The organism is Paenibacillus sp. Soil522 (genome assembly GCF_001428245.1).
Lineage (GTDB): Bacteria > Bacillota > Bacilli > Paenibacillales > Paenibacillaceae > Pristimantibacillus.
The window spans coordinates 34,651-56,980 of the sequence record NZ_LMRV01000035.1 but is presented as its reverse complement, the minus strand read 5'-3'; the positions used below and the strand labels follow the sequence as shown (position 1 = coordinate 56,980).

At 48.7% G+C, this 22,330-nt stretch carries 19 protein-coding genes and 1 pseudogene; 19 read left to right on the top strand and 1 reads right to left on the bottom strand.

The window, feature by feature from the left end:
- Positions 1-7 precede the first annotated feature (7 nt).
- The 9 genes from ASG81_RS10860 (at position 8) to ASG81_RS10820 (ending at position 9,898) form a co-directional block, all read left to right on the top strand.
- Positions 8-1,792 carry a long-chain-fatty-acid--CoA ligase gene (locus ASG81_RS10860; protein ID WP_056633265.1) on the top strand — a complete coding sequence of 595 codons (1,785 nt, stop codon included), beginning with the start codon at positions 8-10 and terminating at the stop codon, positions 1,790-1,792.
- Positions 1,793-1,797: 5 nt separating this feature from the next.
- The gene (locus ASG81_RS10855; RefSeq protein WP_056633261.1) at positions 1,798-2,226 is read left to right on the top strand and encodes a PaaI family thioesterase; all 429 of its coding nucleotides are present in this window, start codon (positions 1,798-1,800) and stop codon (positions 2,224-2,226) included.
- 134 nt (positions 2,227-2,360) lie between these two features.
- Complete coding sequence (locus ASG81_RS10850) at positions 2,361-2,579, top strand: hypothetical protein (RefSeq protein ID WP_056633258.1); 219 nt, start codon at positions 2,361-2,363, stop codon at positions 2,577-2,579.
- Between the two features lie 180 nt (positions 2,580-2,759).
- Entirely contained in the window at positions 2,760-2,948 is a 189-nt protein-coding gene (locus ASG81_RS10845) for a hypothetical protein (protein ID WP_054026245.1), read from the top strand.
- A 245-nt stretch (positions 2,949-3,193) separates the two neighbouring features.
- Entirely contained in the window at positions 3,194-3,946 is a 753-nt protein-coding gene (gene map / locus ASG81_RS10840; protein WP_056633255.1) for a type I methionyl aminopeptidase, read from the top strand.
- Positions 3,947-4,340: 394 nt separating this feature from the next.
- Positions 4,341-6,989, top strand: coding sequence for a glycoside hydrolase family 68 protein (locus tag ASG81_RS32660; RefSeq protein ID WP_081417258.1), 2,649 nt, complete (start codon positions 4,341-4,343; stop codon positions 6,987-6,989).
- A 143-nt stretch (positions 6,990-7,132) separates the two neighbouring features.
- On the top strand, positions 7,133-8,536 hold the full coding sequence (locus ASG81_RS10830) for a PTS transporter subunit EIIC (RefSeq protein ID WP_056633252.1): 1,404 nt from the start codon (positions 7,133-7,135) through the stop codon (positions 8,534-8,536).
- Entirely contained in the window at positions 8,529-9,029 is a 501-nt protein-coding gene (locus tag ASG81_RS10825) for a PTS sugar transporter subunit IIA (protein ID WP_056633249.1), read from the top strand. The genes ASG81_RS10830 and ASG81_RS10825 overlap by 8 nt, the downstream gene beginning before the upstream one ends.
- Positions 9,030-9,058: 29 nt before the next feature.
- Entirely contained in the window at positions 9,059-9,898 is an 840-nt protein-coding gene (locus ASG81_RS10820) for a PRD domain-containing protein (protein ID WP_056633246.1), read from the top strand.
- 16 nt (positions 9,899-9,914) lie between these two features.
- On the opposite strand, the gene ASG81_RS10815 is transcribed toward ASG81_RS10820, so the two are convergent.
- Positions 9,915-10,232 (bottom strand): helix-turn-helix transcriptional regulator, encoded by a 318-nt coding sequence (locus ASG81_RS10815; protein ID WP_056633243.1) that lies wholly within the window; start codon positions 10,230-10,232, stop codon positions 9,915-9,917.
- Between the two features lie 333 nt (positions 10,233-10,565).
- Between ASG81_RS10815 and ASG81_RS10810 the strand changes: the two are divergent.
- From ASG81_RS10810 to ASG81_RS10770, 10 genes and pseudogenes are all read left to right on the top strand, one after another.
- Positions 10,566-12,095 (top strand): annotated as a pseudogene (locus ASG81_RS10810) (glycoside hydrolase family 32 protein); the annotation flags it as partial.
- A 22-nt stretch (positions 12,096-12,117) separates the two neighbouring features.
- A complete protein-coding gene (locus ASG81_RS33910) occupies positions 12,118-12,360 on the top strand; it encodes a Beta-galactosidase C-terminal domain (RefSeq protein WP_162255018.1) in 243 nt (80 codons plus the stop codon).
- Between the two features lie 194 nt (positions 12,361-12,554).
- Positions 12,555-12,977, top strand: coding sequence for a hypothetical protein (locus tag ASG81_RS31970; RefSeq protein ID WP_056633238.1), 423 nt, complete (start codon positions 12,555-12,557; stop codon positions 12,975-12,977).
- A 532-nt stretch (positions 12,978-13,509) separates the two neighbouring features.
- Entirely contained in the window at positions 13,510-14,256 is a 747-nt protein-coding gene (locus ASG81_RS10800) for a response regulator transcription factor (RefSeq protein WP_056633234.1), read from the top strand.
- Positions 14,253-15,335, top strand: coding sequence for a sensor histidine kinase (locus ASG81_RS10795; protein WP_056633231.1), 1,083 nt, complete (start codon positions 14,253-14,255; stop codon positions 15,333-15,335). Before ASG81_RS10800 ends, ASG81_RS10795 begins: the two co-directional genes overlap by 4 nt.
- A 23-nt stretch (positions 15,336-15,358) precedes the next feature.
- Positions 15,359-16,594 carry a molybdopterin-dependent oxidoreductase gene (locus tag ASG81_RS10790; RefSeq protein ID WP_056633228.1) on the top strand — a complete coding sequence of 412 codons (1,236 nt, stop codon included), beginning with the start codon at positions 15,359-15,361 and terminating at the stop codon, positions 16,592-16,594.
- A 132-nt stretch (positions 16,595-16,726) separates the two neighbouring features.
- Positions 16,727-17,593: an alpha/beta hydrolase family protein gene (locus ASG81_RS10785; protein WP_235548817.1), complete on the top strand. Its 867-nt coding sequence runs from the start codon at positions 16,727-16,729 to the stop codon at positions 17,591-17,593.
- Positions 17,594-17,638: 45 nt separating this feature from the next.
- Positions 17,639-18,487 (top strand): sulfurtransferase, encoded by an 849-nt coding sequence (locus ASG81_RS10780; protein WP_056633222.1) that lies wholly within the window; start codon positions 17,639-17,641, stop codon positions 18,485-18,487.
- A 339-nt stretch (positions 18,488-18,826) separates the two neighbouring features.
- A complete protein-coding gene (locus ASG81_RS10775; RefSeq protein WP_056633219.1) occupies positions 18,827-20,551 on the top strand; it encodes an RCC1 domain-containing protein in 1,725 nt (574 codons plus the stop codon).
- A 595-nt stretch (positions 20,552-21,146) separates the two neighbouring features.
- A complete protein-coding gene (locus tag ASG81_RS10770) occupies positions 21,147-22,160 on the top strand; it encodes a GNAT family N-acetyltransferase (protein ID WP_081417255.1) in 1,014 nt (337 codons plus the stop codon).
- Positions 22,161-22,330: the final 170 nt, after the last annotated feature.

Genomic DNA, 22,330 nt, shown 5'->3' with positions numbered 1-22,330 from the left:
AGCATGAATGGATCCGCTCAGTCCGCAAGACCCGTTTTTGCCCGAGCAGCCGCCTGCCGAAGCCGAAGAGCCCGCACGTCCATGGCTTCGGCATTACCCGAAGGAGGTTTCTCCTTCGCAGAGCTATCCCGATCAGAGTATCGTCCAATTTTTGTTAAACGCGGTTAATAACCATCCGAACCATACAGCTGTACATTTTCTTGGCAAAAATTTAACCTACCGCGAGCTGCATAGAGATGCTGTCTGCCTTGCCACCGGCCTTCTTTCCCTGGGCATTGCCAAAGGAGACCGCGTGGCGATTATGCTCCCGAATTGCCCGCAGGCGGTCGCAGCGTTTTACGGCGTGCTGCTCGCAGGAGGCGTTGTCGTGCAGACGAACCCGCTGTATGTGGAACGCGAGCTGGAGCATCAGCTTGCGGATAGCGGGGCCGTCGCTATCATAACGGTTGATCTGCTGTATGCGCGCTTGTCCCGGGTGCGGGGAGAGCCGCCTGAGAAAGGTCCGCTGCCGAAGCTGCGGCATGCTGTTATCACATCCATTAAAGACGGGCTGCCGTTTCCCAAGAGCCTGCTCTATCCCCTTAAGCAGCGAAAAGAAGGATTTCGCGCAAATATTCCTTATGGCAGCTTTGGCGTCATTTCCTATAAGAAGCTGCTCGCTGAGCAGCATCCATTTACGGAGCTGCCCGAGCTCGCAAAGGGCGCTGAGCTTGCGGCGCTGCAATATACGGGAGGCACAACCGGGACGCCTAAGGGCGTGATGCTGACGCATCGGAATCTCGTTGCGAATACGATGCAAATCGCGGCCTGGTGCTATAAGGCGGAGGATGCCAAGGAACGTTTTCTTGCCGCGATGCCTCTGTTTCATGTGTTTGGATTAACGGTATTAATGAATATGTCGGTGCTGCGGGCAGGCACGCTTATTCTTCTGCCGCGGTTCGAGGTGGATAAGGTTCTGCAGACGATCAATCAGCAGAAGCCCACGATTTTTCCGGGGGCGCCTACGATGTATGTCGCGATCATTCATCATAAGGACGCTGCGAAAACGGATCTTTCCTCTATTAATGTATGTGTAAGCGGATCGGCTGCCTTGCCGCTTGAGGTGCAGGAGCAGTTCGAAGCTTTAACCGGCGGCAGGCTCATTGAAGGCTACGGCTTATCGGAGGCTTCACCCGTAACGCATGCCAATCCGATATGGGGGCATCGAAAAATCGGCACGATCGGCGTACCCTTCCCCGATACCGAAGCTGTTGTCATTGATCCGGAAACGGGTGAGCGGCTGGGTGTAGGCGAGCTTGGCGAGCTAGTCGTACGCGGGCCGCAGGTCATGCAGGGATACTGGAACAAGCCTGCGGAAACCGACAAAGTATTACGGGACGGGTGGCTGTACACGGGCGATCTTGCGATGATGGACGAAGACGGCTATTTTACGATTATGGACCGGATTAAGGATGTTATCATCGCAGGCGGGTTTAACATTTATCCGCGCGAGGTGGAGGAGGTGCTGTTCGAGCATCCGGCAATACGGGAAGCGGCGGTTGTCGGCGTAAAGGATGAATATCGGGGCGAAACGGTGAAAGCATTTATCGTATTTAAGGAGGGCTGGCAGGTATCAGGCAGTCAGCTGGACCGCTGGTGCAGAGAACGGCTGGCGGCCTACAAGGTGCCGCATCACTATTCCTTCAGGGAAGCGCTTCCAAAAACAATGATCGGCAAGGTGCTTCGCCGCAAGCTGCAGGAGGAGGAGGCGGAGGCGGAAAAGAAGCGGGCCGCTGAGGATAAGGGAGAGTGAACGGGATGGATGAGGAATGGTTTGTTCAGCAGGCCGATCAGGCTGGACACCTGACAAGACTCGCGGAGCGTGCGCAAGCGACGTTCTGGGGTTCGCTCGGCTGTGAGGTTGTACAGGCAAATGCCAGAAAAGCGACGATTTGCCTGGATGCCTCGGATCGGCATTTAAACCTGATCGGCATCGTTCACGGCGGCGTGCTTATGTCGCTGCTCGATAACGCGATGGGGCTCGTTGTCATGCTGGCGGTACCGGATGAGCGGGCTGTAACGGCGAATTTAGACACGCAATTTCTCGCTAGCAGCAAGGGCGGCGTGATCCTATGCGAGGCAGAGCTGATACATCGAACGGACCGAACGCTCACGCTGCAAGCGCAGGTCAAGGATGAAGGGGGCAAGCTGTTAAGTATCGGGACCGGCGCTTATCGGGTCATTTAGGCAGAGGGAGTTTGCTTGCCTGCTTCTGATTCGCTATAATGATACCTAATAAATGGAAGGTAATCGGGTATTGAAAAGGACTAATAATTGACCGCGATATACCGATAAATGAGTAGGGGAAAGGAGGCGGGGACATGGTTCAGGGCTGGGTGACGACATTGGTATTAGCGTTTGGAATGCTGGTTGCCGTAATTGGAGTCATTGCGTATTTAAGAATGTTTCGTAAAGACAGGCTCTCTTCAACATCTGACCAGACCGATGTCCCGCCCCCAAATATCATAATTGCAGCAAAATCAATGGATAGCGGGCACAATAAGGAAGCTAAACCCGAACAAGCCGCTCCGAGAGATTAACAAATGTTAACTTTCATAATCTAAATCAAAATGTTATAATAGTAAGAAAAATGCAAACATTGCGACTCATTGGCCATGGAGATATCTGCACCGATGGGGGGTCTTGCGGTGAAATAGCCGCACGAGGTCTCGTATTATGATGTTTAGGACGACCATCCAACGTAAAGGGGAGGAGATTTCATGGCGAAGCATAGCCAGAATGAAGTCAAGGAAAGCCTGAAGGAACTAACGAGAATTTTTCAACCCAAGGACCCGCGTAAATTTGTTAAAGAGTATATTCGCAAGTACCGGATTACCGGAGGCTACGAAGATGAATTGACGACATTGGTGGAAAATGAATTAGGCAGAATCAACTCCTCGGTCAGCTAAACTCACCATGTAATATACGGCTTTGTAAACTGTCGATCGGCAGAATGCAAAGTCTTTTTGTTTTTGTTCTCCACTTTCAGCCTCAAATTTATAAAATTTCTGAAAATTAGCATGCAATCATAATTTCGTCATACATGATCGTCATTTGTCTCCTTTTTCCCGAATAAGTTATACATAGCAGAGCCTAGGATTATGCTTTGAAGTGGATTTTGCTTCCGCAAAACCTTAAGGAGGTCAGTGCACACATGGCAGTGGATTTGAAAACGAAGGAACATATTCGAGGAATCCGTAAGGCTGGGCGTATTGTCGCTGCCTGTCACAAAGCGCTCTCGAAACGAATAGCGCCGGGAGTTACGACACAGGAAATTGATCGGTTTGTTGAACGGTTCATGCTTGACCGGGGAGCGACTCCAGCTCAGAAGGGCTATAAGGGATATCCGTTTGCCACATGTGCCTCCGTTAATGAGGTAGTCTGCCACGGCTTTCCCGATTCGGAGCCGCTTGAATCCGGCGATATTGTTACGATTGACATGGTGGCCGATTTGGACGGCTGGAAAGCAGACTCCGCTTGGACATACTCAATCGGCAGGACGAATGCGGCTACCGAGAAGCTGCTTCTTGCAGCGGAGCAATCGCTGCTTGACGGCATTAAGCAGGCTGTGCTTGGCAACCGGCTGGGCGATATAGGCTATGCGGTTCAATCGAGAGCGGAAAGAGCCGGATTTAAGGTCGTAACCGCTTTCGCTGGTCACGGCATAGGCAGAGACATGCATGAATTTCCTGAGGTCATGCACCGCGGCATACCCGGTCAAGGCATAGAGCTTGAAGAAGGCATGGTCATTACGATAGAGCCTATCATTACGGCAGGCAGAGCAGACGTATACATTGCAGAAGACGGCTGGACGGCACGTACGATAGACGGGGCTTGGGCGGCGCAATTTGAACATACGGTGGCGATTACGAAGGAAGGCCCGATTATTTTGACCAGGTGGGAATGAAGGCTTTAACATACCGCCGAGCGGGGTCCAGGCAGCATGCCTGCATCTGCTCGGCTTTTTATTGCGGCAATGTGCCCGGATTGCAAGGACTTCATTTTTTAGTCTGGGTCGATTGTCCCTTTTTTTAATTTGAAAATTTAGGGATATCTTACTATTGATATAAATTTTTTGCCTTGCTAGAATGAGGAAGCAAAACGAATTGCATATAGCGGGATTGTTACTGCACAGCAGGCAAGACCTAAAATGTTTGAGGACGACTGTACCGACAGGTGCTTTATTCCTTGGACGTTTTAGGTCTTTTTTTGTTCCGCTTAAACGGGGGGAGGATCCGTAATTAAAGGTTAATTGCAGCAGCGAAAGCAGTTAAGCAAACAATTCTGGGGAGGAATAAAAAATGAAAAAAGTAGCAAAATATGGAAAAATGGTTTTGACCGCAACGATTCTTGCAAGCAGCTTGCTGTCAAGCACCGTTTCGGCGAAAGCGGCACCGACTCCGTCTGTGCCTAACGATTACACGGCCGTCTGGTCCCGTCAAGCAGCGGAGCAAGTCAAGCTTACGGCTACGAACACTGCACCTAAGATTGACACTAACTTTAAACTGGCAGCTCCTGATGTATGGATCTGGGATACTTGGCCGCTCCAAAACCGCGATGGCTCCCTTGCTGTCGTCAATGGCTACAAAATCGCATTCGCATTGGTAGCTCCGCGTACGTTCGGATGGAACGATCGTCACACCGAAGCCAGAATCGGTATGTTCTACTCCAAGGATGGAGTCGACTGGACTTACGCAGGCATTCCTTATGACTATGATAATGCTTACGGCCATATGCAATGGGCAGGTTCCGCAATGCTGGACAAGAAAGGCAAAATTCACTTGTTCTACACGGCTACTACCGATATGAACGCCAATGGCGGCAAAGAGTGGGATCAGAACGGCTGGGTACAGCGGGCTGAGCAACGTCTGGCCAAAACGACTTTCGACATTAAAGCGGATAAAACCGGCGTTAAGCTGACCAATGAAGGCCAGCACCAAATCATCGCCGAGCCGGACGGCAAGTACTACGAAACGATTGAACAGTTCCATGATGGAGGCCACAATATCACGGCTTTCCGCGATCCGTTCTTCTTCCAGGATCCGAATACAGGCAAAGAGTACATCATATTCGAAGGCCAAGTAGGCGGCAAATCGAGCGAACAAACACTGAAGCCTGAGAACATCGGTGACGAAGAATACCGCAGCACGCATACCGTTCCGGATAGAGCAGAACTGTATGACGGTAACATCGGTATTGCGGAAGTAACCGACAAAGATGCGTCCAAACTGAAGTTGCTTCCTCCTTTGCTTGAATCCATCGGTGCGAACCATCAAGTGGAACGTCCGCACATGTACATCAAAGGCAACGATTATTACCTGATGACGATCAGCCATACCTTCACGTACGCACCAGGCTTGACCGGTCCGGACGGCGTATACGGCTTCCACAACGAAGGCGGCGTCCGCGGCGATTACAAACCGCTTAACGGTTCCGGTCTTGTTGTAGCCAACCCGAAAGAAAGCCCGTACCAGGCTTACTCCTGGATGGTTCTTCCGGATGAAACGGCAATCAGCTTCATCAACGAACCGCTTGACGAGAACGGCAATGTGAAACACGGCGGTACGTTCGCTCCAACGCTGCAGCTGTCCTTCGAGGGCGACAAAACTAAAATCGTCGGTGAATTGCAGCACGGTGAAATCCGCGATTTCGGCCCTTATCTCAGCGCTAAAGATGTAGAAAAAATGGAAAAGAAAAATCCCCAAACAGAAATAACAACGACTAACTGGACACGCGAACAAGCGTCCATGATCGAACAAAACGCAGACAACACCCTGCCTTACACGGATATCAAAAAGCTTGAAAAAATGACGCCGGACTATCACATCTGGGATACATGGCCGCTGATGGACCGCAACGGAAATGTCGCTACGTACAAAGGCTATAAAGTGCTCTTCGCGCTTTCCGCACCGAGCGACGTGCTGCCGGGCAAAGTTCATGATATCGCAACGATTCGTTACTTCATCTCAAAAGATGGCAAGGAATGGAAATTTGTAGGCGACCTGTTCCCGGAAGGCACTAAGCTCGGTTCACGTCAATGGGCAGGTTCCGCGATGCTGGACGGCGATAAAATCCATGCTTTCTACACCGCTACCGGCCATGAAGGCGAGAAAAACCTGACTTATGAGCAACGCTTGGCTATGTCCATCGGTGAAATCGCAGCAGACAAAAACGGCGTAAAATTCACGGACTGGACTCCGCACCGCATCATTATGGAGCCGGACGGCGAACACTACCAAACGCTGGAGCAAGCGAAGCAAGGTGAAGGCGGCGGTTACGCTTTCCGTGATCCAATGTGGTTTAAAGATCCTAAAACGAAAAAAGAGTATCTTCTATTCGAAGGCCAATCCGCAGGCGCTGTTGGCGACCGCGAATTGAAGCCGGAATACATCGGCAGCGAAGAGTTCCAGAAAACTCATACTGTTCCTGCAGGAGCAGCTAGTGCCAACGCTAACATCGGTATTATCGAAGTCGTTAAAGGCGATTTCAATAATCTGAAGCTTCTTCCTCCGCTTCTTGAAGCGAACTATGTAAACGAAGAACTGGAGCGTCCGCACATCGTGGTGAAGGACGGTAAATACTATCTGTTCACAGACAGCCACATCAACAAATACGCGGAAGGTCTGCAAGGTCCTGAAGGCCTGTACGGTTTCGTATCCGACAAACTGGGCGAAGGCTTCAAACCGCTGAATGGTAGCGGTCTGGTTCTCGCCAACCCTAAGAACAACCCGTACCAAGCTTACTCCTGGCTGGTTCTGCCGAACCTGAACGTCGTTGGCTTCGCGCACTTCGGCGATTTGGGCACAATGTCCATTGGAGATGTTGGCAATCAGTCTCCTGAATTCCAATTCGCACACTGGGGCGGCACGCTGCCTCCGACGGTCCAAATCGCAATCAATGGCGACACGACCAAAATTGCAGGAGAACTTCCTCCAGGCTCGATCAATTAAGAAACGAATTGAATAATGCCAGAATCTGCGCTCAGCTTATGCTGAGCGCATTTTGGCCATGTTCGGGCCGCACTGCGACAGATAACAAGCAGGCGAATCGAATGTTATAATAACGTAAACTCTACGTTAAGGAGGAACTTGCCATTCGAGCCGAAGCGAATAAAATCGTCGAAGAGCTGCTGCCGCTGCTGGGCGGCAAGCAAAATATCGCAAGCGCAGCACACTGCACGACAAGGCTGCGACTCGTTCTGCATGATGAAGGCAGAGCGGACAGCGCTGCAATCGAACAGCTGGATCAGGTACAGGGGGTATTTTCCAGAGCGGGACAATACCAGATTATTTTTGGAATCGGCATTGTGAACAAGATTTACAAGGGGCTGGAAGAAGCGATAGCAGAAGTGCCAGCCGAAACGGAGAAGCCTGCCGCATGCTTGCCGAAAAAAAGAAATCCGATCTTTGTCATCACGAAAATGTTGTCCAACATCTTTGTTCCGATCCTCCCCTTTATTGTAGCCAGCGGCTTGCTGAGGGGGCTGACCGGAATGATTGCGTCCTCTAAGTGGGCTGCGCCCGATAGCGCTTGGATGAATATGCTGGATTTTTTCTCGACATCCGCTCTTCTTATTTTGCCGGTCATTATCGGATTTAGCGCTGCGAAGGAATTCGGCGGCAGTCCGGTCTTAGGAGCTTTTATAGGCGGCCTATTAGTGCATTCCGATGTATTGAAGCCTGGAGTACATGAAATCCATTCTCCGGCATGGTTGGATGCATTCGGACTTCAAGCCGCTCCGACCGGGTACTCAGGAACGGTAATTCCGATATTGATGTCCGTTTACCTGATGAGCAAAGTTGAAATAGGTTTGAAAAAAATCGTATTTCCGTCCATAGCATTATTCGTTATTCCGCTTGTTACCGTCCTGTTTACCGGGGTTGTCTCCCTGCTTGCGATTGGACCGCTCGGAGCATTCCTCGGCAATTGGCTTACTCAAGGTCTCGAGGTTGTTTATACGCATGGTGTCGGATTTATTGGCGGTTTACTATTCGGAGGGTTTTATCCGCTCATCGTGATTACCGGCCTTCATCACACTTTTCATGCCGTCGAGCTCGGTTTGATTGCCGATCCTAAAATCGGGGTGAATTTCTTGCTGCCCGTTTGGTCGATGGCTAATATCGCGCAGGGCGGCGCCGGCTTGGCGATTTATTTTAAAGCAAGAAACAAAAAGCTGAAGGAGAGTGCAATTCCCGCTTCGCTTTCAGCCTTATTCGGCATCACGGAGCCCGTCATTTTCGGCATGAATTTAAGGTTAAGAAAACCGTTTATCGGCGGCTGCATTGGGGGAGCGGCAGGCGGCGCCTATGTTGTCTTTGCCCATGTAGCGGCAAATTCATACGGCTTAACAGGCTTGCCGATGTTGATCCTTGCAGCTCCGTTAGGTTTGGCGAACTTAATTCATTACCTTATCGGCTTCGTTATTTCCGTCGGTTCTGCATTTATTGCGACGTGGCTTATTGGATTCGATGAAGATAAAGGAGTACAAGATGTTTAAAAGTTGGATTGGCATGCAGCAACGGAAAACGGAGGAAATCATTTTTTCGCCTATAAGCGGGAGAGTGCTGGCAATGGAGGAGGTGCCCGACCCTATTTTCTCCAAAAGTATGGCTGGAATGGGCGTAGCGATCGACCCGGAAGACGGCAAGGTAGGATCTCCCGTAAACGGAGAGATTGTTCATCTCTTCCAAACGAAACATGCGCTCTGGATTCGAGCTGAAAGCGGCTTGGATCTGCTTATTCACATCGGCGTGGATACGGTTTGCCTAAATGGGGAGGGCTTTCACCATTACGTCAAAATGGGGGACCGGGTTAAAATAGGTCAGCCGCTTATGGATTTCTCGCTCGATCTCATTCGGGAGAAAGCGACGAGTCCGGTCACTCCGATGTTCCTTATCCATAATGATCAAATTGAACAGATTGATATCGAGCTGCCGGAACGAGCTGAAAGGGGATTAACTCCGCTCATGAAGGTTAAAGTAAAATCTTAGGGCCTGAGACTCCCGGAATGGAGCGTGCGATGAAGATCAACAAAATATTGAACAACAATGCGATTGTCGTCAAGGATTGGGAGGGGGAGAAAATTGTTTTCGGGTCAGGCATTGCCTTTCAGAAACGGAAAAACGATCCTGTCGATCAGACCCGCATTGAAAAAATTTTCGTCATGAAGGACCAAGCGAAGCATCAACAGTTCGAAGAAATATTGTCGACACTGCCGGAGGAGCATATTCAGGTGTCGGAGGACATTATTTCTTATGCCGAAAGCCAGCTGGGCGTCGTCATCAACGAGCATATCCATATCGCGCTTACTGACCACTTGTCCTTTGCGCTTGACCGTCTTGCCAAAGGGATGGTCATCAAAAATACGCTGTTGAACGAAATAAAAGTATTATACGCGAAAGAATTTCAAATCGGGCTCTACGCGAAGGAGCTTATACGCGAAAAGCTCAGAATCGATATTCCGGAGGATGAGGTAGGCTATATCGCTTTGCATATTTATACTGCAAAAATCAATGCCGGGGAAATGACCAAAACGCTCGACATCACCTCCATGATACGGGGCATTGTCGATATCATTGAGGGAGGCTTGGCTGTCAAGTTGGCGGAAGACACCGTATCCTATGAGCGCTTAATTACCCATTTGCGTTTTGCCGTTCAGCGTTCGGAGTCCGAGGAGCCTTTTCACGAATTGGATCCCGAGATGACCCGTATCATCAAGGAAAAATACCTTGAATCGTATGCCATTGCCCAAAAGGCGGGCCATTTTGTGCTGCAGGAGTATGATTTTGAACTGCATGATTCGGAGCTGGCATACATCTCTTTGCAGATCCAACGTATTACCTCAAGAGTAACCGCATAGGGAAATGCCCTCCATTTTAGCCCAGATTCATTTTCCGGTAATCGGACGGCGTTACACTGAAGCTCTTCTTGAACATGCGGTGGAAATAGGAGCTGCTCGTATAGCCGCTCTTCACGGCAATATCGACGATCGGCCAATCGGTATTCAGCAAAAATTCCTTTGCCCTCTCCATACGCACATTATTAATAACATCAACGATTGCGGCTAACGTCTGCTGCTTGTAAACCCGGCTCAAGTAAATGGAGGACATATCTAATTCATCCGCGATCCAGTTCAGGCTGAGATTCGGATTTGCGTATTCTTTATGAATGAGATCATTGATTTTTCGAATCAAATCGCCCTGCTTCGTTGATCGCTTCGCCTGCAGTTTGGATAAGGTTGGCAATTCATCAATATTCGACCATTGTGATTTTTGTCAAAAACCATTAGAATGAGTGGAAACACACAGGATTGTTACTGTTATGCAGGCAAGACCTCAAAGTGTTAATGCTAATGGACAGCGTTCGCTGTTTTTAGCCTTAACCAATTGAAGGTCTTTTTTTGTTGCCTGTTAGCGCAAATTAATTCGCGCTGCAGATTCTGGTGCGGTGTCAAATTCGAAATGAAAGGAGTAAGCAATATGTTCAAAAATATCAAATTACGCGCTTTATGGTTCATTTTAGTTGTAATGTCCATCATTATCGTTGCACTTTTTGCCTTGATTTTTCCAGGCCTGAATAAGTCCGTTGAACAAGAACAGAGTCCTTATTATAACGAGCCTTTTCGTCCGCAATATCATTTTACCCCGGAAGCGAACTGGATGAACGATCCCAACGGCATGGTTTATTACGAGGGAGAATACCATCTATTTTATCAATATCATCCTTACGGTACCCGCTGGGGTCCAATGCACTGGGGACATGCGGTCAGCAAGGATCTGGTTCATTGGGAACATCTTCCTGTCGCTTTGCAGCCTGATGAGCACGGCTATATCTTTTCCGGCAGCGCGGTTGTGGATTGGAACAATACAAGCGGCCTTGGAACGGATCCTAAGCATCCTCCTCTCGTCGCCATTTTCACGCATTCGAAAGACAAACAAATACAAAGCATTGCCTACAGCAACGATAAAGGAAGAACGTGGGAAAAATATGCAGGAAATCCGATTATGCCAAATCCGCCGAATGTCGACTGGCGGGACCCTAAAGTGTTCTGGCATGAAGAGACCCGACAATGGGTAATGATTCTGGCAGCCGGAGAGAAAGCAATGCTTTATACCTCGTCCAATTTGAAAGATTGGACGTACGTCAGTGAATTCGGCAAGCCAAACGGTGCGCCTGACGGCGTCTGGGAATGTCCCGATTTATTTTCTCTGCCGGTAGACGGAGATCCGAACAAGAAGAAATGGGTGCTGGCCGTCAGCATTAACAATGGCTCTATTGCCGGCGGATCAGGCATGCAGTATTTCGTGGGCAATTTCGACGGAAAGACGTTTACCAATGACAATCCCGCCAACACGACGTTATGGGCCGATTACGGCGCCGATTTTTATGCAGGCGTCACATGGAGTGACGATCCGAATCACAAAAGCAGCAGACTATGGCTGGCCTGGATGAGCAACTGGCAGTACGCCAACGATACTCCTACCTCAACATGGAGAAGCGCTTTTTCACTGGTGAGGAAAATAGAATTAAAAACGCTGCCGGAAGGAATCCGGATGGTTCAAACGCCCGTACCTCAATTAAAGCAGCTCCGTCATTTAACCAAAAGCATTTCCGATCAATTGGTGCAGCCGGGCATCAACCAGCTTGATGATATAAACGGGGAAACGCTTGAAATCGTTGCTGAATTTCAGGTGGATCAGAGTACTACTGCCGACGAATTCGGTTTTAAAGTTCGTAAAGGTGAAAGAAACGAAACGATAGTCGGATTCGGCAGACAAAACGGAACATTATTTGTCGACCGCACCCGCTCGGGAATATCCGATTTCCACGGTGATTTTGCCAAACGGCATGAAGCCCCGCTCACGGTGCAGAATAATAAGGTAACGATGCATATTTTTGTCGACAGGTCTTCCGTAGAAGTTTTCGGCAATGAAGGAGAGAGAGTCATCACCGACCAAATCTTCCCCGATGCTTCGGCTACCGGGCTAGAGCTTTATACGGCAGGCGGCAATGTGACGTTGAACTCCCTGCACATTTATTCGCTCGACAAGGTATGGAAAAAATAATCCTTTAAACGTCTTGAATCATAACAGTCATCAAGCCGCCATCAAGCTCGAAAATGAAGTCTATACCGATTTATTAACGCAACGCCAGGTGAGCGCAACGGTAGAAATTGAGCCGTATGGCGTCATGATCTTGCACAAACGCTTATCTAGGCTAAAGAACATCATGGAATGGAAGGCCGGAGGACGTTGTCCGAACCGGCCTTATCCTAAAGCTGAAGTGGTATCTTTTACAATCTACAGTCTAATAATTTTATAGATAGAAACCGTAACCCGCAAGAAGGACATTTTAAGTGCCCCTCTTACGGGTTATTTGTATTTTTATCAGATTTAATATTTTCGTAATGGTTTTCTAATGTTTTCGCAAGTGTATCGTTCTTGGATGGTTAGCAATGTTCGTTATTATCGTTTTTAGGTAAAAGAACATTGTGAATATCTGAGGAGGAGATTGTTTTGAAAAAAGGAATTTGGGCCGCATTATTGCTGGGAGGCATGCTGGCGCTAAGCGCGTGCAACGCAAACGAGGACGACATGAACAAAGGGAATTCGCAAACGGAAATGAACGAGAAAATGAGTGACGATGCGAAGAATAAGGAAAGTATGACCAATGAGAGTATGAAGGATGACGGCATGAAGAATGAGAGCATGAAGGATGACGGTATGAAGGATGACGGCATGAAGGATGAGAGCATGAAGGATGACGGTATGAAGGACGAGAGTATGAAGGATGAGAGTATGAAGGATGACGGCATGAAGGACGAGAGTATGAAGGACGAGAGTATGAAGGATGACAGTAAGATGGAAGAAAATATGAAAACAGATGATATGAAAACAGATGACATGGCTAGCAACGATATGAAGGAAGAGAACATGTAGTTAGTTTGAAATTGTGCGCGTTTGAGTAAGTGTGGGCTTTTGGCTGTCTGTTGGGTCAGGCACGATGGGATGCTTGTTGCTCGCTGTTGCATTTTGAAGATTGTCGATTAAGGATTCATGATGCGTAAGTCGATGCAGCATAGCGGTAATTTGTGGACTTATTCTTTTTGCTCATGGTAGGGATCAAGCAATAGCGGAATTATTTGGTCTTATTCACACTGAACTGACTCCTATCCATTCAAAACAGCTGAATAACGCCGAATTTTTCCTTTATTTCTGTCAGTAAAGCGAAAATTACTGATATAACGACACATATTACCGGTATACTTTATAACACGAATCGAATGAATCGACAAACTTCTTTTTGCAACTTTGCCGATCGTCTAAAGCTCCAATAAATAGCCTGATACTCGCCCTCCGCTGCATGGCGGGGGATTTATGGCTATAAGGACAGCTGGAGTCGAATCTGTGACCTATCGGCGTTATAATGTAGGAAGAAGATAGAAGCGGATGAAACGAGGAGGGGCCAGCGTTGAGCGCCAAAATAATAGTAGCCGATGACGAACGGAATATAACGGATGTATGCCGCCGTTATTTGGAGCGTGAAGGCTGGACCGTGTGGGTTGCGGCGGACGGAGAGGAAGCGGTTCAGCTATGGAGAGAGCATCAGCCGGATTTGCTGGTGCTCGACTTAATGATGCCGAAGCTGGGCGGGATCGAGGTATGCGACCTCATTCGGCAAGAGGAGGAGACTCCGATTATTATGCTTACGGCGCGGGGCGAAGAGGCCGACCGGCTGCTGGGCTTAACGATGGGCGCCGACGATTATATGACGAAGCCGTTCAGCCCGCGGGAGCTCGTATTGCGGATTAAAAATATTTTGAGAAGAACGGGTACGCAAGCGGGCAGCATAGCGAAGGAGCAGCGGAAGTTGGAGACAGGCAGCGGCAGCGGGGAGACGGGGCAGTCGCTTTATTTTGACGGATTAGCAATTTTTCCGCAGGAGAGAAGGGTTACCGTTAAGGGCGCGGAGGCGGATCTGACGGCCAAAGAATTCGATTTGCTGCATTTGCTGGCCCTTTACCCGGGAAAGGTGTTCTCGCGCAGCCAGCTGCTTAACCAGATTTGGGATGTTGCTTATGACGGCGATACGACGACCGTGACGGTTCATATTCGCCGTTTGCGGGAGAAGATCGAGGACAATCCGTCCGACCCGGGCTGGATCAAAACGGTGTGGGGGATCGGCTATAAGCTGGATGGCAAAGGGGCAACCATATGAAGCTCCGCACCTATTTGCTGCTGGCCAATACGATCAGTATCGCGTTTATTATTATTTTGCTGCTGGCGTTTTACCGCTATATGCTCTTAAACAAAGAACAGTTCATTTGGCTGACACTGGCAACCGTTGCTGCGGGCATCGTGTCGGGTCTGCTTCATTTCATGCTGGTGCGGCCGCTCGAGGGATCAGTTCGGCGTATTGGAGAAGGAGCGGGACGAATTGCGGCAGGCGATCTCGAAGCGCGTGTGGCGCATACCGGTTTGAAGGAGTTCAAGCAGCTTGCGGATCAATTCAATCATATGGGGATCAGCCTGGAGGAAAGCTTCCGGCAGGTGAAGGCGGCGGAATCGGCGCAGCGCGAGCTTGTTGCGAATATGGCGCATGATCTTCGAACGCCGCTCGCTTCGGTACAGTCGTATGTAGAGGCATTGGAGGATGGCCTCATTCAGGATGAGGAAACCTTCAAGCGCTACTTGGGGACGATACGCAGCGAAACGATCCGGCTTGGCGAGCTGATTCAGGATTTGTTTGAATTGTCGACGCTGGATGCGGAGAAGCGGGAGCCGGAGGAGCTTAGGCCGGCGATTGCGGAGGACGTGCTTGTCGAGCTTTTGCCGCGGTTTACGAAGCCGTTCGAATCGGGGTCCCTGCAGCTTAGAGTGAAGCTGCCGGAGCGTCCGCTGCGCTTAACGATGCAGCCGCGGCATTTGCAAAGGGTATTGCAAAATTTACTTGAAAATGCGGTGCGGCATTCGCCGCAGGGCGGGTTGATAGTAATAGAAGCGGAAGAAATGAACGGACAGCCGGAAAAGTGGATACGCTTTACCGTCTCCGATGAAGGGGAAGGCGTGCCGGTTGAGGAAAGAGAGCGGATATTTGAGCGGTTTTACCGTTCGGACCGTTCACGAAGCCGGGAGAGCGGAGGCGCTGGTCTGGGACTGTCCATTGCCAAGCTCTTGGTCGAGCAGTACGGGGGAACGATTGGCGTCCAGCAGTCAGGTCGTCAGGGGAGCGCTTTCTGGTTTACGGTGCAGGAGGCGCCTGAAGGTGCAAGCATGGGTCATTTGGCAAAAACATAAGGGAGAAGGAGGAGGCTTTGTAAATGAGCGGACTAATGGAGCGGCTTCGCAAGGGCTATGGGAAAAAGCTCGTTTCGCTGCATGCTTGGAACGGCTGGATTGTCGTTATTTTGGCATTGACCGGGCTTATACTCATTGGCGGCTTTTGGCGCGGCTTTCTCGAGGAGGGCCGGGTATGGATCAAGTGGGCCCATATCGTCGTCGGGATTGCGTCCATTTTGCCGGTCATCTATTATCTACTGCTTGCGGGCAAGCATTGGAAGCAACTGAAGCAAAAGCCGTGGCAGCGGTTTAATGTGCTTGTAGTGCTTGGTTTATTGCTTGGCTGGTTCGGTTCCGGCGTGCTGCTATGGCAGTTCAGAGCGGTCGGTCCAAGCGTATCGAACACTGCGCTGGTCGTGCATGATTTACTGACGTGGATCGGTCTTCCTTATATCATTTACCATTCAATTACGCGTGCCAAATGGCTGAAGGAGCCGAATCGCCGTACCGTCAAAAACGAGCGCGAGCTTGATGGCATACATCCTGCGGCGCCGCAGCCTGTCTATACGCGAAAAGCGTTCATTCGCGGTGCGATCGGCATCGGGCTCGCTGTTACGATGGGGCCGTCTTTTCTAAAATGGCTGGGCACCTCGCTTGGCAGCGTTGGCGGCAGCGATACGATTGATAAGCTGATCGAAAAGGATACGAATATGCTGCTGCCTGCACCGCAGCCGCTGCCGGCGTCCGCCCCGCCGATGGGGGGAGGCGCGATCGGAAAATTCCGCGTATACACGGTAACGCCGATCCCTTCTTTTACAAATGCGGACTGGTCATTTACGATCGACGGGCTAGTTGAAAAGTCGTTTAAATGGGATTGGAAGCAGTTTGTAGCGCTGAAGCGAACGGTGCAGGTCAGCGATTTTCACTGCGTGACCGGCTGGTCGGTGTATAAAAACACATGGGAGGGCATTAAGCTCAAAGAGCTGCTGAAGATGGCGGGCGTGAACCCCGGCGCTCAAACAGTGAAGCTGTATTCGGGTGATGGAGTGTATACCGATACATTAACGCTTGAGCAAGCCGACATGGACGACGTCATGGTAGCGGTCATGCATGACGGCAAGCCGATTCCGAGCGATCTCGGCGGTCCGGTCCGTCTGATCGTGCCGAAAATGTACGCCTACAAATCGGTGAAATGGCTGAACCGAATCGAGCTGATTGAAGGTGAGCATGTGGGTTATTGGGAGGCTCGCGGTTACGCGAACGATGCGTGGGTGTAGCTTGCTTCTTAAAAAATCAACATAAAGTCCCAACTCCATACAGAGTTTTAGTGATATGATGACTAGACAACGATACAGTCAGAGCCAATCGACCATATTTTATGAAAAATAGCTATGGGGAGGGTGCTGTTAGTGGAGAATGCGAAATTGCTGCATGAGACGTTTACGTTGGAGCTGGAACCGGGAGTGTTTATTAGAGGCGACATACGGGTGCAGGAGGAAGGAGGACGCAAGCCGGTCCTCCTTTTTGCGCATGGCTTCAAGGGCTTCAAGGATTGGGGATTTTTCCCTTATGCTTCCGAGCGGTTTGCAAGTCAGCATTACGCAGTCATTACGTTTAACTTCTCGCATAACGGTGTCTATGAACAGGATTTCGACGAGCTGGATAAATTCGGGTTGAATACTTACTCGCAGGAGCAGAAGGATTTGTCGGCCGTTCTTACAGTGGTGCTGGAAGGCAGGCTGCCGCTGGCGGAGCAGCTGGATACCGGGCAAATTTTTCTGGTTGGGCATAGCCGCGGAGGCGGGAACAGTGTGCTGTTCGCAGCGGAGCATTCCGAAATACGCGGCGTTGTGGCTTGGAACGGGATTGCGGACGGCAACCTGTTCGGTGAGGAATTTCGCGAGCAGGTACTGCGTGACGGAGTAGGCTATGTAGCTAATGCAAGGACGAAGCAGCAAATGCCGATTAACGCTGTATTTTTTGAAGATCTGGACCGCAACCGCGAGCGCTTCGATATCCCGGCTAGGGCGGCATCGCTGCAGACACCTGTGCTGTTCATTCAAGGCTCGCAGGATTCAGAACGCTTGCTTGCAGGCTACCGCATCTTGCGGAAGGCTGCGCCCCATCATCGTTTTGCAACGCTGGAAGGGGCGACCCATACATTCGGCATCGTGCATCCTTTTGCAGGGACGACGGATGATTTGGAGCGGGCGATAGCGATAACGGGCGCTTTCTTTGCGCCGCTGCTGCAGCGTCAGTTAGAAAGCGATCAATAAGAAAACGATCAAAGAAGAAATCATAGACATAAGGAGCTAAGCAGAATGACCTATTATCAAAAAGCGGCTTGGGTGCTTGAACGTTTGGGTGAGGAAGGCACGGTTATCGTTGATACGCGTTATGCACTGAACGATACGGAAGCGGGCAGAAGGGCGTATGCGGAGGCGCATATTCCAGGGGCTTATTATTTAGATTTAAGCCGCGACCTTTCCGGGCCGAAGCGCCCGAACGGAGAAGGCGGCCGCCATCCGCTTCCGGAACCGGAGGCGCTGGCGGCAGTGCTTGGACGTATCGGTATCGGCAGCAATACGACGGTTATCGCCTATGACGATCAAGGCGGCGCCATGGCCTCCCGTCTGCGCTGGCTGCTGCAATGGCTGGGCCATGATGGACAAGTCTATCTATTAGAAGGCGGGTTCGCAGGCTGGCAAGCGGCTGGACATCCGGTCAGCACAGAAGTGCCGGCTCCAGCAGAGGGAGTAACATTCACACCAGTCGTTCGGGATGAGCTGCTGGTAAGTCAAGAGGATGTAAAAGCAAGAATGGGCAAATCCGGCATCGTGCTGATCGATTCCCGCGAAGCCCCCCGCTATCGCGGTGAGGTCGAGCCGCTCGATCCTAAAGCCGGTCATATTCCAGGCGCCATCAACCGTTTCTGGAACGAAGGCAAACGCCCCGACGGCACCTGGAAATCACCGGAGGAGCAGGCCGAGCGCTTCGCAGGCTTGTCGCAGGACGACGAAATCATCGTCTACTGCGGATCAGGCGTAACGGCAACGCCGAACGTTTTCGCTTTGCAGGAGGCGGGGTTCCGTAATGTGAAGCTTTATGCGGGGAGTTGGAGTGATTGGAGTTCTGTTGAGGGGAATCCTGTTGCGACGGGGGAAGAGTAAGAAATGAAAGGTGTATAGCAGTATGCTTATGATGAATACATCGCAATGCGGCTCATGCGCCCCGGCGATGTATTTATTCATGCTCGGAGTCAACATGGAGTCAACAATCAATTACTGAAAATACGTTCGAAGAAGGTAATATCGAATATCCGCTTGAAACCTTTTAATGCAACACAAAGAAGGCCGGAACTCCTCCGGCCTTTATTATTAGTAAATATTACTTAAGACTAATCGTTTAGCTGGTGAAGTCAACATATTAAGTATGTTGTGAGTTAAATCGACAAGGAGTCAACAAGATTAATTCATATCAATCTTTGGACAAGGGGAGGGTGTTAATAGATGGGAGCCAAATTCGGAAGCATTCACATTCTTACAGAAGAAGACGTAGAGGCAATCTCCATGTTGAAAATTATCCTCAAAGAGCTTCAAATTACTACATCCTCCCCCGGGTGGATTAGCATTTATGGTGAGTCACTACAATGGGGATCTACGTTCCCAGCGGCCGCAAAGCTTTCGAAGAAAATTCAATTTCCCGTTTTGAGCGTTGAGTATTTCGACGATGAAGTTTTGGAAATACATTTGATGCAAGCAGGCAAAAGAATCACTTCATTAATTCAAGGTGCAGCATTAGAGGAGTATGGATTAAGAAAAAAACGACTTCAAGTTGAGAAAATACATGAAGTTTTAAACATAAGCATGAACAACAAAGAGTTGGACTGGGTATGCAAAGAACTCGATCTTTGGGAGCTTTGCGATTATCTGCAATTTCAATTTAACCTTCCTTTCAGAACGGAGACGATAGTGAAAAAATTGGCAGCGCCCAAGACACCTTGGAATACAAATCCTTTAACACAACCTAAAGGGAAAAACAAAGAAAAGAAATACGAAGCTAGTTTTCTGCGACCGGGCTCCCAAACGATGGCAATGGTGACAACAGACAAGGAGCTTTACACTTGGGGGTCTAAAAGCTACGGTGTTCTGGGTGATGGATCTATTAAAAATAGAACCAAGCCAGAAAAAATTTTGGAACACATCGTAGAAGTTACAATGGGCAGCTACTCGGCGTATGCTATCAATGACAAAGGGGATTTAATAGGCTGGGGTGAGCATTCACCGCATGGAACATCAATGCCAAAGATAATGCCCTTACACGATATAAAGGAAATGGGTGTGAGAGCGCGAGACGCCTATTTCTTGCTGAATTCTGGAAAGATGTATAGTTATGGCAGAACGTGGAATAGTAGCGATTTTGTATTTCTTCGCGATGAGGTTAGAAGCATTCATGTAACGGAGTATGATGCATTTGCTATTTCAATTACAGGAGAACTTTTCGGCTTCGGGCAAAATGCATACGGTCAACTAGGCAAAATGACGGATGGTAGAAGCGATTGCATTTTAACGAATGTGAAAACCGTTGATAGCGACGGATATTCTGTTCATGCCATTACCGATAACGGAGATCTTTACATATGGCGTAATGAGCACAAACGTGGCTTATCGAATCAAGTGCCCCGAAAAGAATTCAAACAAGTCGTTCAAGCGATACAGGCTCATCATTTCGTATATGCCGTAACGGAAAATGGGGACTTATATGCATGGGGGAGTTCGAGCGCTCACATTAGTGACAGTTACTACGAGGAAAGATATGCTCCGGCCAAATTGCTCGAGAAAGTAAAGAAAGTGGTTAAAACGACATACAGAATCTTCGTTCTGTATCAAACCGGAGAATTATGCAGCTTTTTTGTCGATCACGACCAGCCAGGGGAAGATGGATATTATACCAAGAAGCATGCTTCTCCTCTTTATCGGCTTGGAGAAGGAAGTAGAACCATTACTGGTGATAAAGCGGCAATAGAATTGCTTCAAAAGAGTAGACTTCATATGAAAGAAACGGAATTAGACTACATACCCGAATGGCATATGGAGCATATTCGAATTCTAGATATTGTCTCAACGTCATCTGAAATATACGCAATAGATGAATCTGGAATTGTGTGGATGGTTGGTACTAACGCTTTTATGTCAATGAAGAAGCCTGTACGTGTGAGGGTCCAGGAGGCATAAAGCGTCCCGTTCCCACAATAATACTTCCGTTTGACAAAACGACAGCTGGAGCGATTGGAGTTCTAACTCCTCTAACCCAATTGCCACCGGAGACGAGTAAATGCCGAAAGGTGTATAACAGTATGTAAAATTTGAATACATCGCCGTATGGGCCGCGTGCCATGGGCGATGTATTTTTTATGCTCAGAGTCAACACGGAGTCAACAATCGCTCTCTGAAAGTACTTTCAAGAAGTTCTGTACCGAGCGTGCGTTTGTATGCTTCTCTGTACATCGTACAGTCCTCTATATAGACAAAACAAAGACCGGCAATTCCCTCTTTTGAGTGGCTTTGGGTATTCAGTGGCAATGGGAAATGCTATACCAGAATTAAAGAACTTGCGGACGAAATTACGGAAAGTAATGATCAAGATGGTGATCTGCCTTGATGAAACCGGTATTTTACAATAGCTATTGAGGGACAAACTAATTAAGTATAGCTTTTTTTGCCCAATTTTTGGATAGAAAAGATGTTACAATGTAAAGGAAAATAGTGAGGGAGGCAATGTTTATGAAAAGTAGCATTTGTTTGATTGGCAATTTAATGAGGGGTATATTTGCCCGATAAACCGTATAACCCCTCAAGAATGAAAGGGGTAACTAATTTGAAACAATGTACTATACGTTCTGAACGAATAACCGATTACCAATCGATTTCGGATGTTAACGCAGCAGCATTTACCTACAGCTATGGTATGGGAGAAGTAACGCTTATCAACGTTTTTAGAAGTCGTAGAGCTTTCGATCCGGATCTTTCGCTTGTGGCTGAACTAGATAACAGGATTATTGGTCATGTACTTTTCACGCCGCAGCAAGTGTTCGTAGGGGACAAGCTTCTGGATGCAGTAATATTGGCACCAATAGCCGTATATCCTGAGTTTCAGAATAAAGGCATAGGCACAGTACTTATCGAAGAAGGGCATAAAAGGGCAAAAGAAAAGGGCTTTCACTTTTCGCTTCTATTGGGGCACCCTGGTTATTACCCCCGCTTTGGTTATCTGTCAAAAATGTGGAGTAATTCAAATGTACTACTTCCAGTAAATGAAATCCCTCTCTCATCTAAGTTCGTTAAGGAACGAAGAATACATGTGACAGATCTTGAAAGCTTAAATGGGATGTGGGAAATATGGAATCAGGGTATCGATATGGCTTTTAAACCAGAGTCTTCAATAACTAGCTGGATTAGTCCTGGAAAAGGAATTCAAGCTTCAGCGATCGAAGTTGACGGTAATTTTTCAGGATATCTTCGATACGGGAAAGATAATCCGGGGAGAATTTTGAACATACTGGCTAGAGATAGCGAGTCGCTAATGGAAATATGTGCATATATTAAAAGCAAACTGGTGCTGGATAATACCGAATCAAAGTTTCTATTTTTGCCTATTTCCCCAGAGTCGTGTGAACGTAACCAAGTAACCCTTGATTACCAAACAGAAGTTAACTCAGGTCCTGAGAAAATGCTAAAAATCCTTAATGATAATTCTTCTATTACTGACTATTGTGAAGAAGTAATATCAGGAAAACGAGCACCCGGGAATATTATCTGGCCTGTGGAATTTGACGTTTGCTAATATTATTTGTATAACCGACTGCCTTTGGGTGGTCGGTACGCGGAACTGCATCTGGGGAGCAGTAAGATTACATTCGCCGATACGCACGCAGCCAAGCCGTCTTTGAAAGGCGATTATGTAAAAGTCATATTGAAGATCGAGACGGAAGAGGAGTTTCGTAAAGCATATGG

Bases quoted from the DNA above. Each gene is read 5' to 3' on its own strand.
- ASG81_RS10795 (WP_056633231.1), top strand. From the start codon at position 14,253: ATGAAGCTCCGCACCTATTTGCTGCTGGCCAATACGATCAGTATCGCG.
- ASG81_RS10855 (WP_056633261.1), top strand. From the start codon at position 1,798: ATGGATGAGGAATGGTTTGTTCAGCAGGCCGATCAGGCTGGACACCTG.
- ASG81_RS10775 (WP_056633219.1), top strand. From the start codon at position 18,827: ATGGGAGCCAAATTCGGAAGCATTCACATTCTTACAGAAGAAGACGTA.
- ASG81_RS10845 (WP_054026245.1), top strand. From the start codon at position 2,760: ATGGCGAAGCATAGCCAGAATGAAGTCAAGGAAAGCCTGAAGGAACTA.
- ASG81_RS10780 (WP_056633222.1), top strand. From the start codon at position 17,639: ATGACCTATTATCAAAAAGCGGCTTGGGTGCTTGAACGTTTGGGTGAG.
- ASG81_RS32660 (WP_081417258.1), top strand. From the start codon at position 4,341: ATGAAAAAAGTAGCAAAATATGGAAAAATGGTTTTGACCGCAACGATT.
- map (WP_056633255.1), top strand. From the start codon at position 3,194: ATGGCAGTGGATTTGAAAACGAAGGAACATATTCGAGGAATCCGTAAG.
- ASG81_RS10790 (WP_056633228.1), top strand. From the start codon at position 15,359: ATGAGCGGACTAATGGAGCGGCTTCGCAAGGGCTATGGGAAAAAGCTC.
- ASG81_RS10860 (WP_056633265.1), top strand. From the start codon at position 8: ATGGATCCGCTCAGTCCGCAAGACCCGTTTTTGCCCGAGCAGCCGCCT.
- ASG81_RS10825 (WP_056633249.1), top strand. From the start codon at position 8,529: ATGTTTAAAAGTTGGATTGGCATGCAGCAACGGAAAACGGAGGAAATC.
- ASG81_RS10820 (WP_056633246.1), top strand. From the start codon at position 9,059: ATGAAGATCAACAAAATATTGAACAACAATGCGATTGTCGTCAAGGAT.
- ASG81_RS10850 (WP_056633258.1), top strand. From the start codon at position 2,361: ATGGTTCAGGGCTGGGTGACGACATTGGTATTAGCGTTTGGAATGCTG.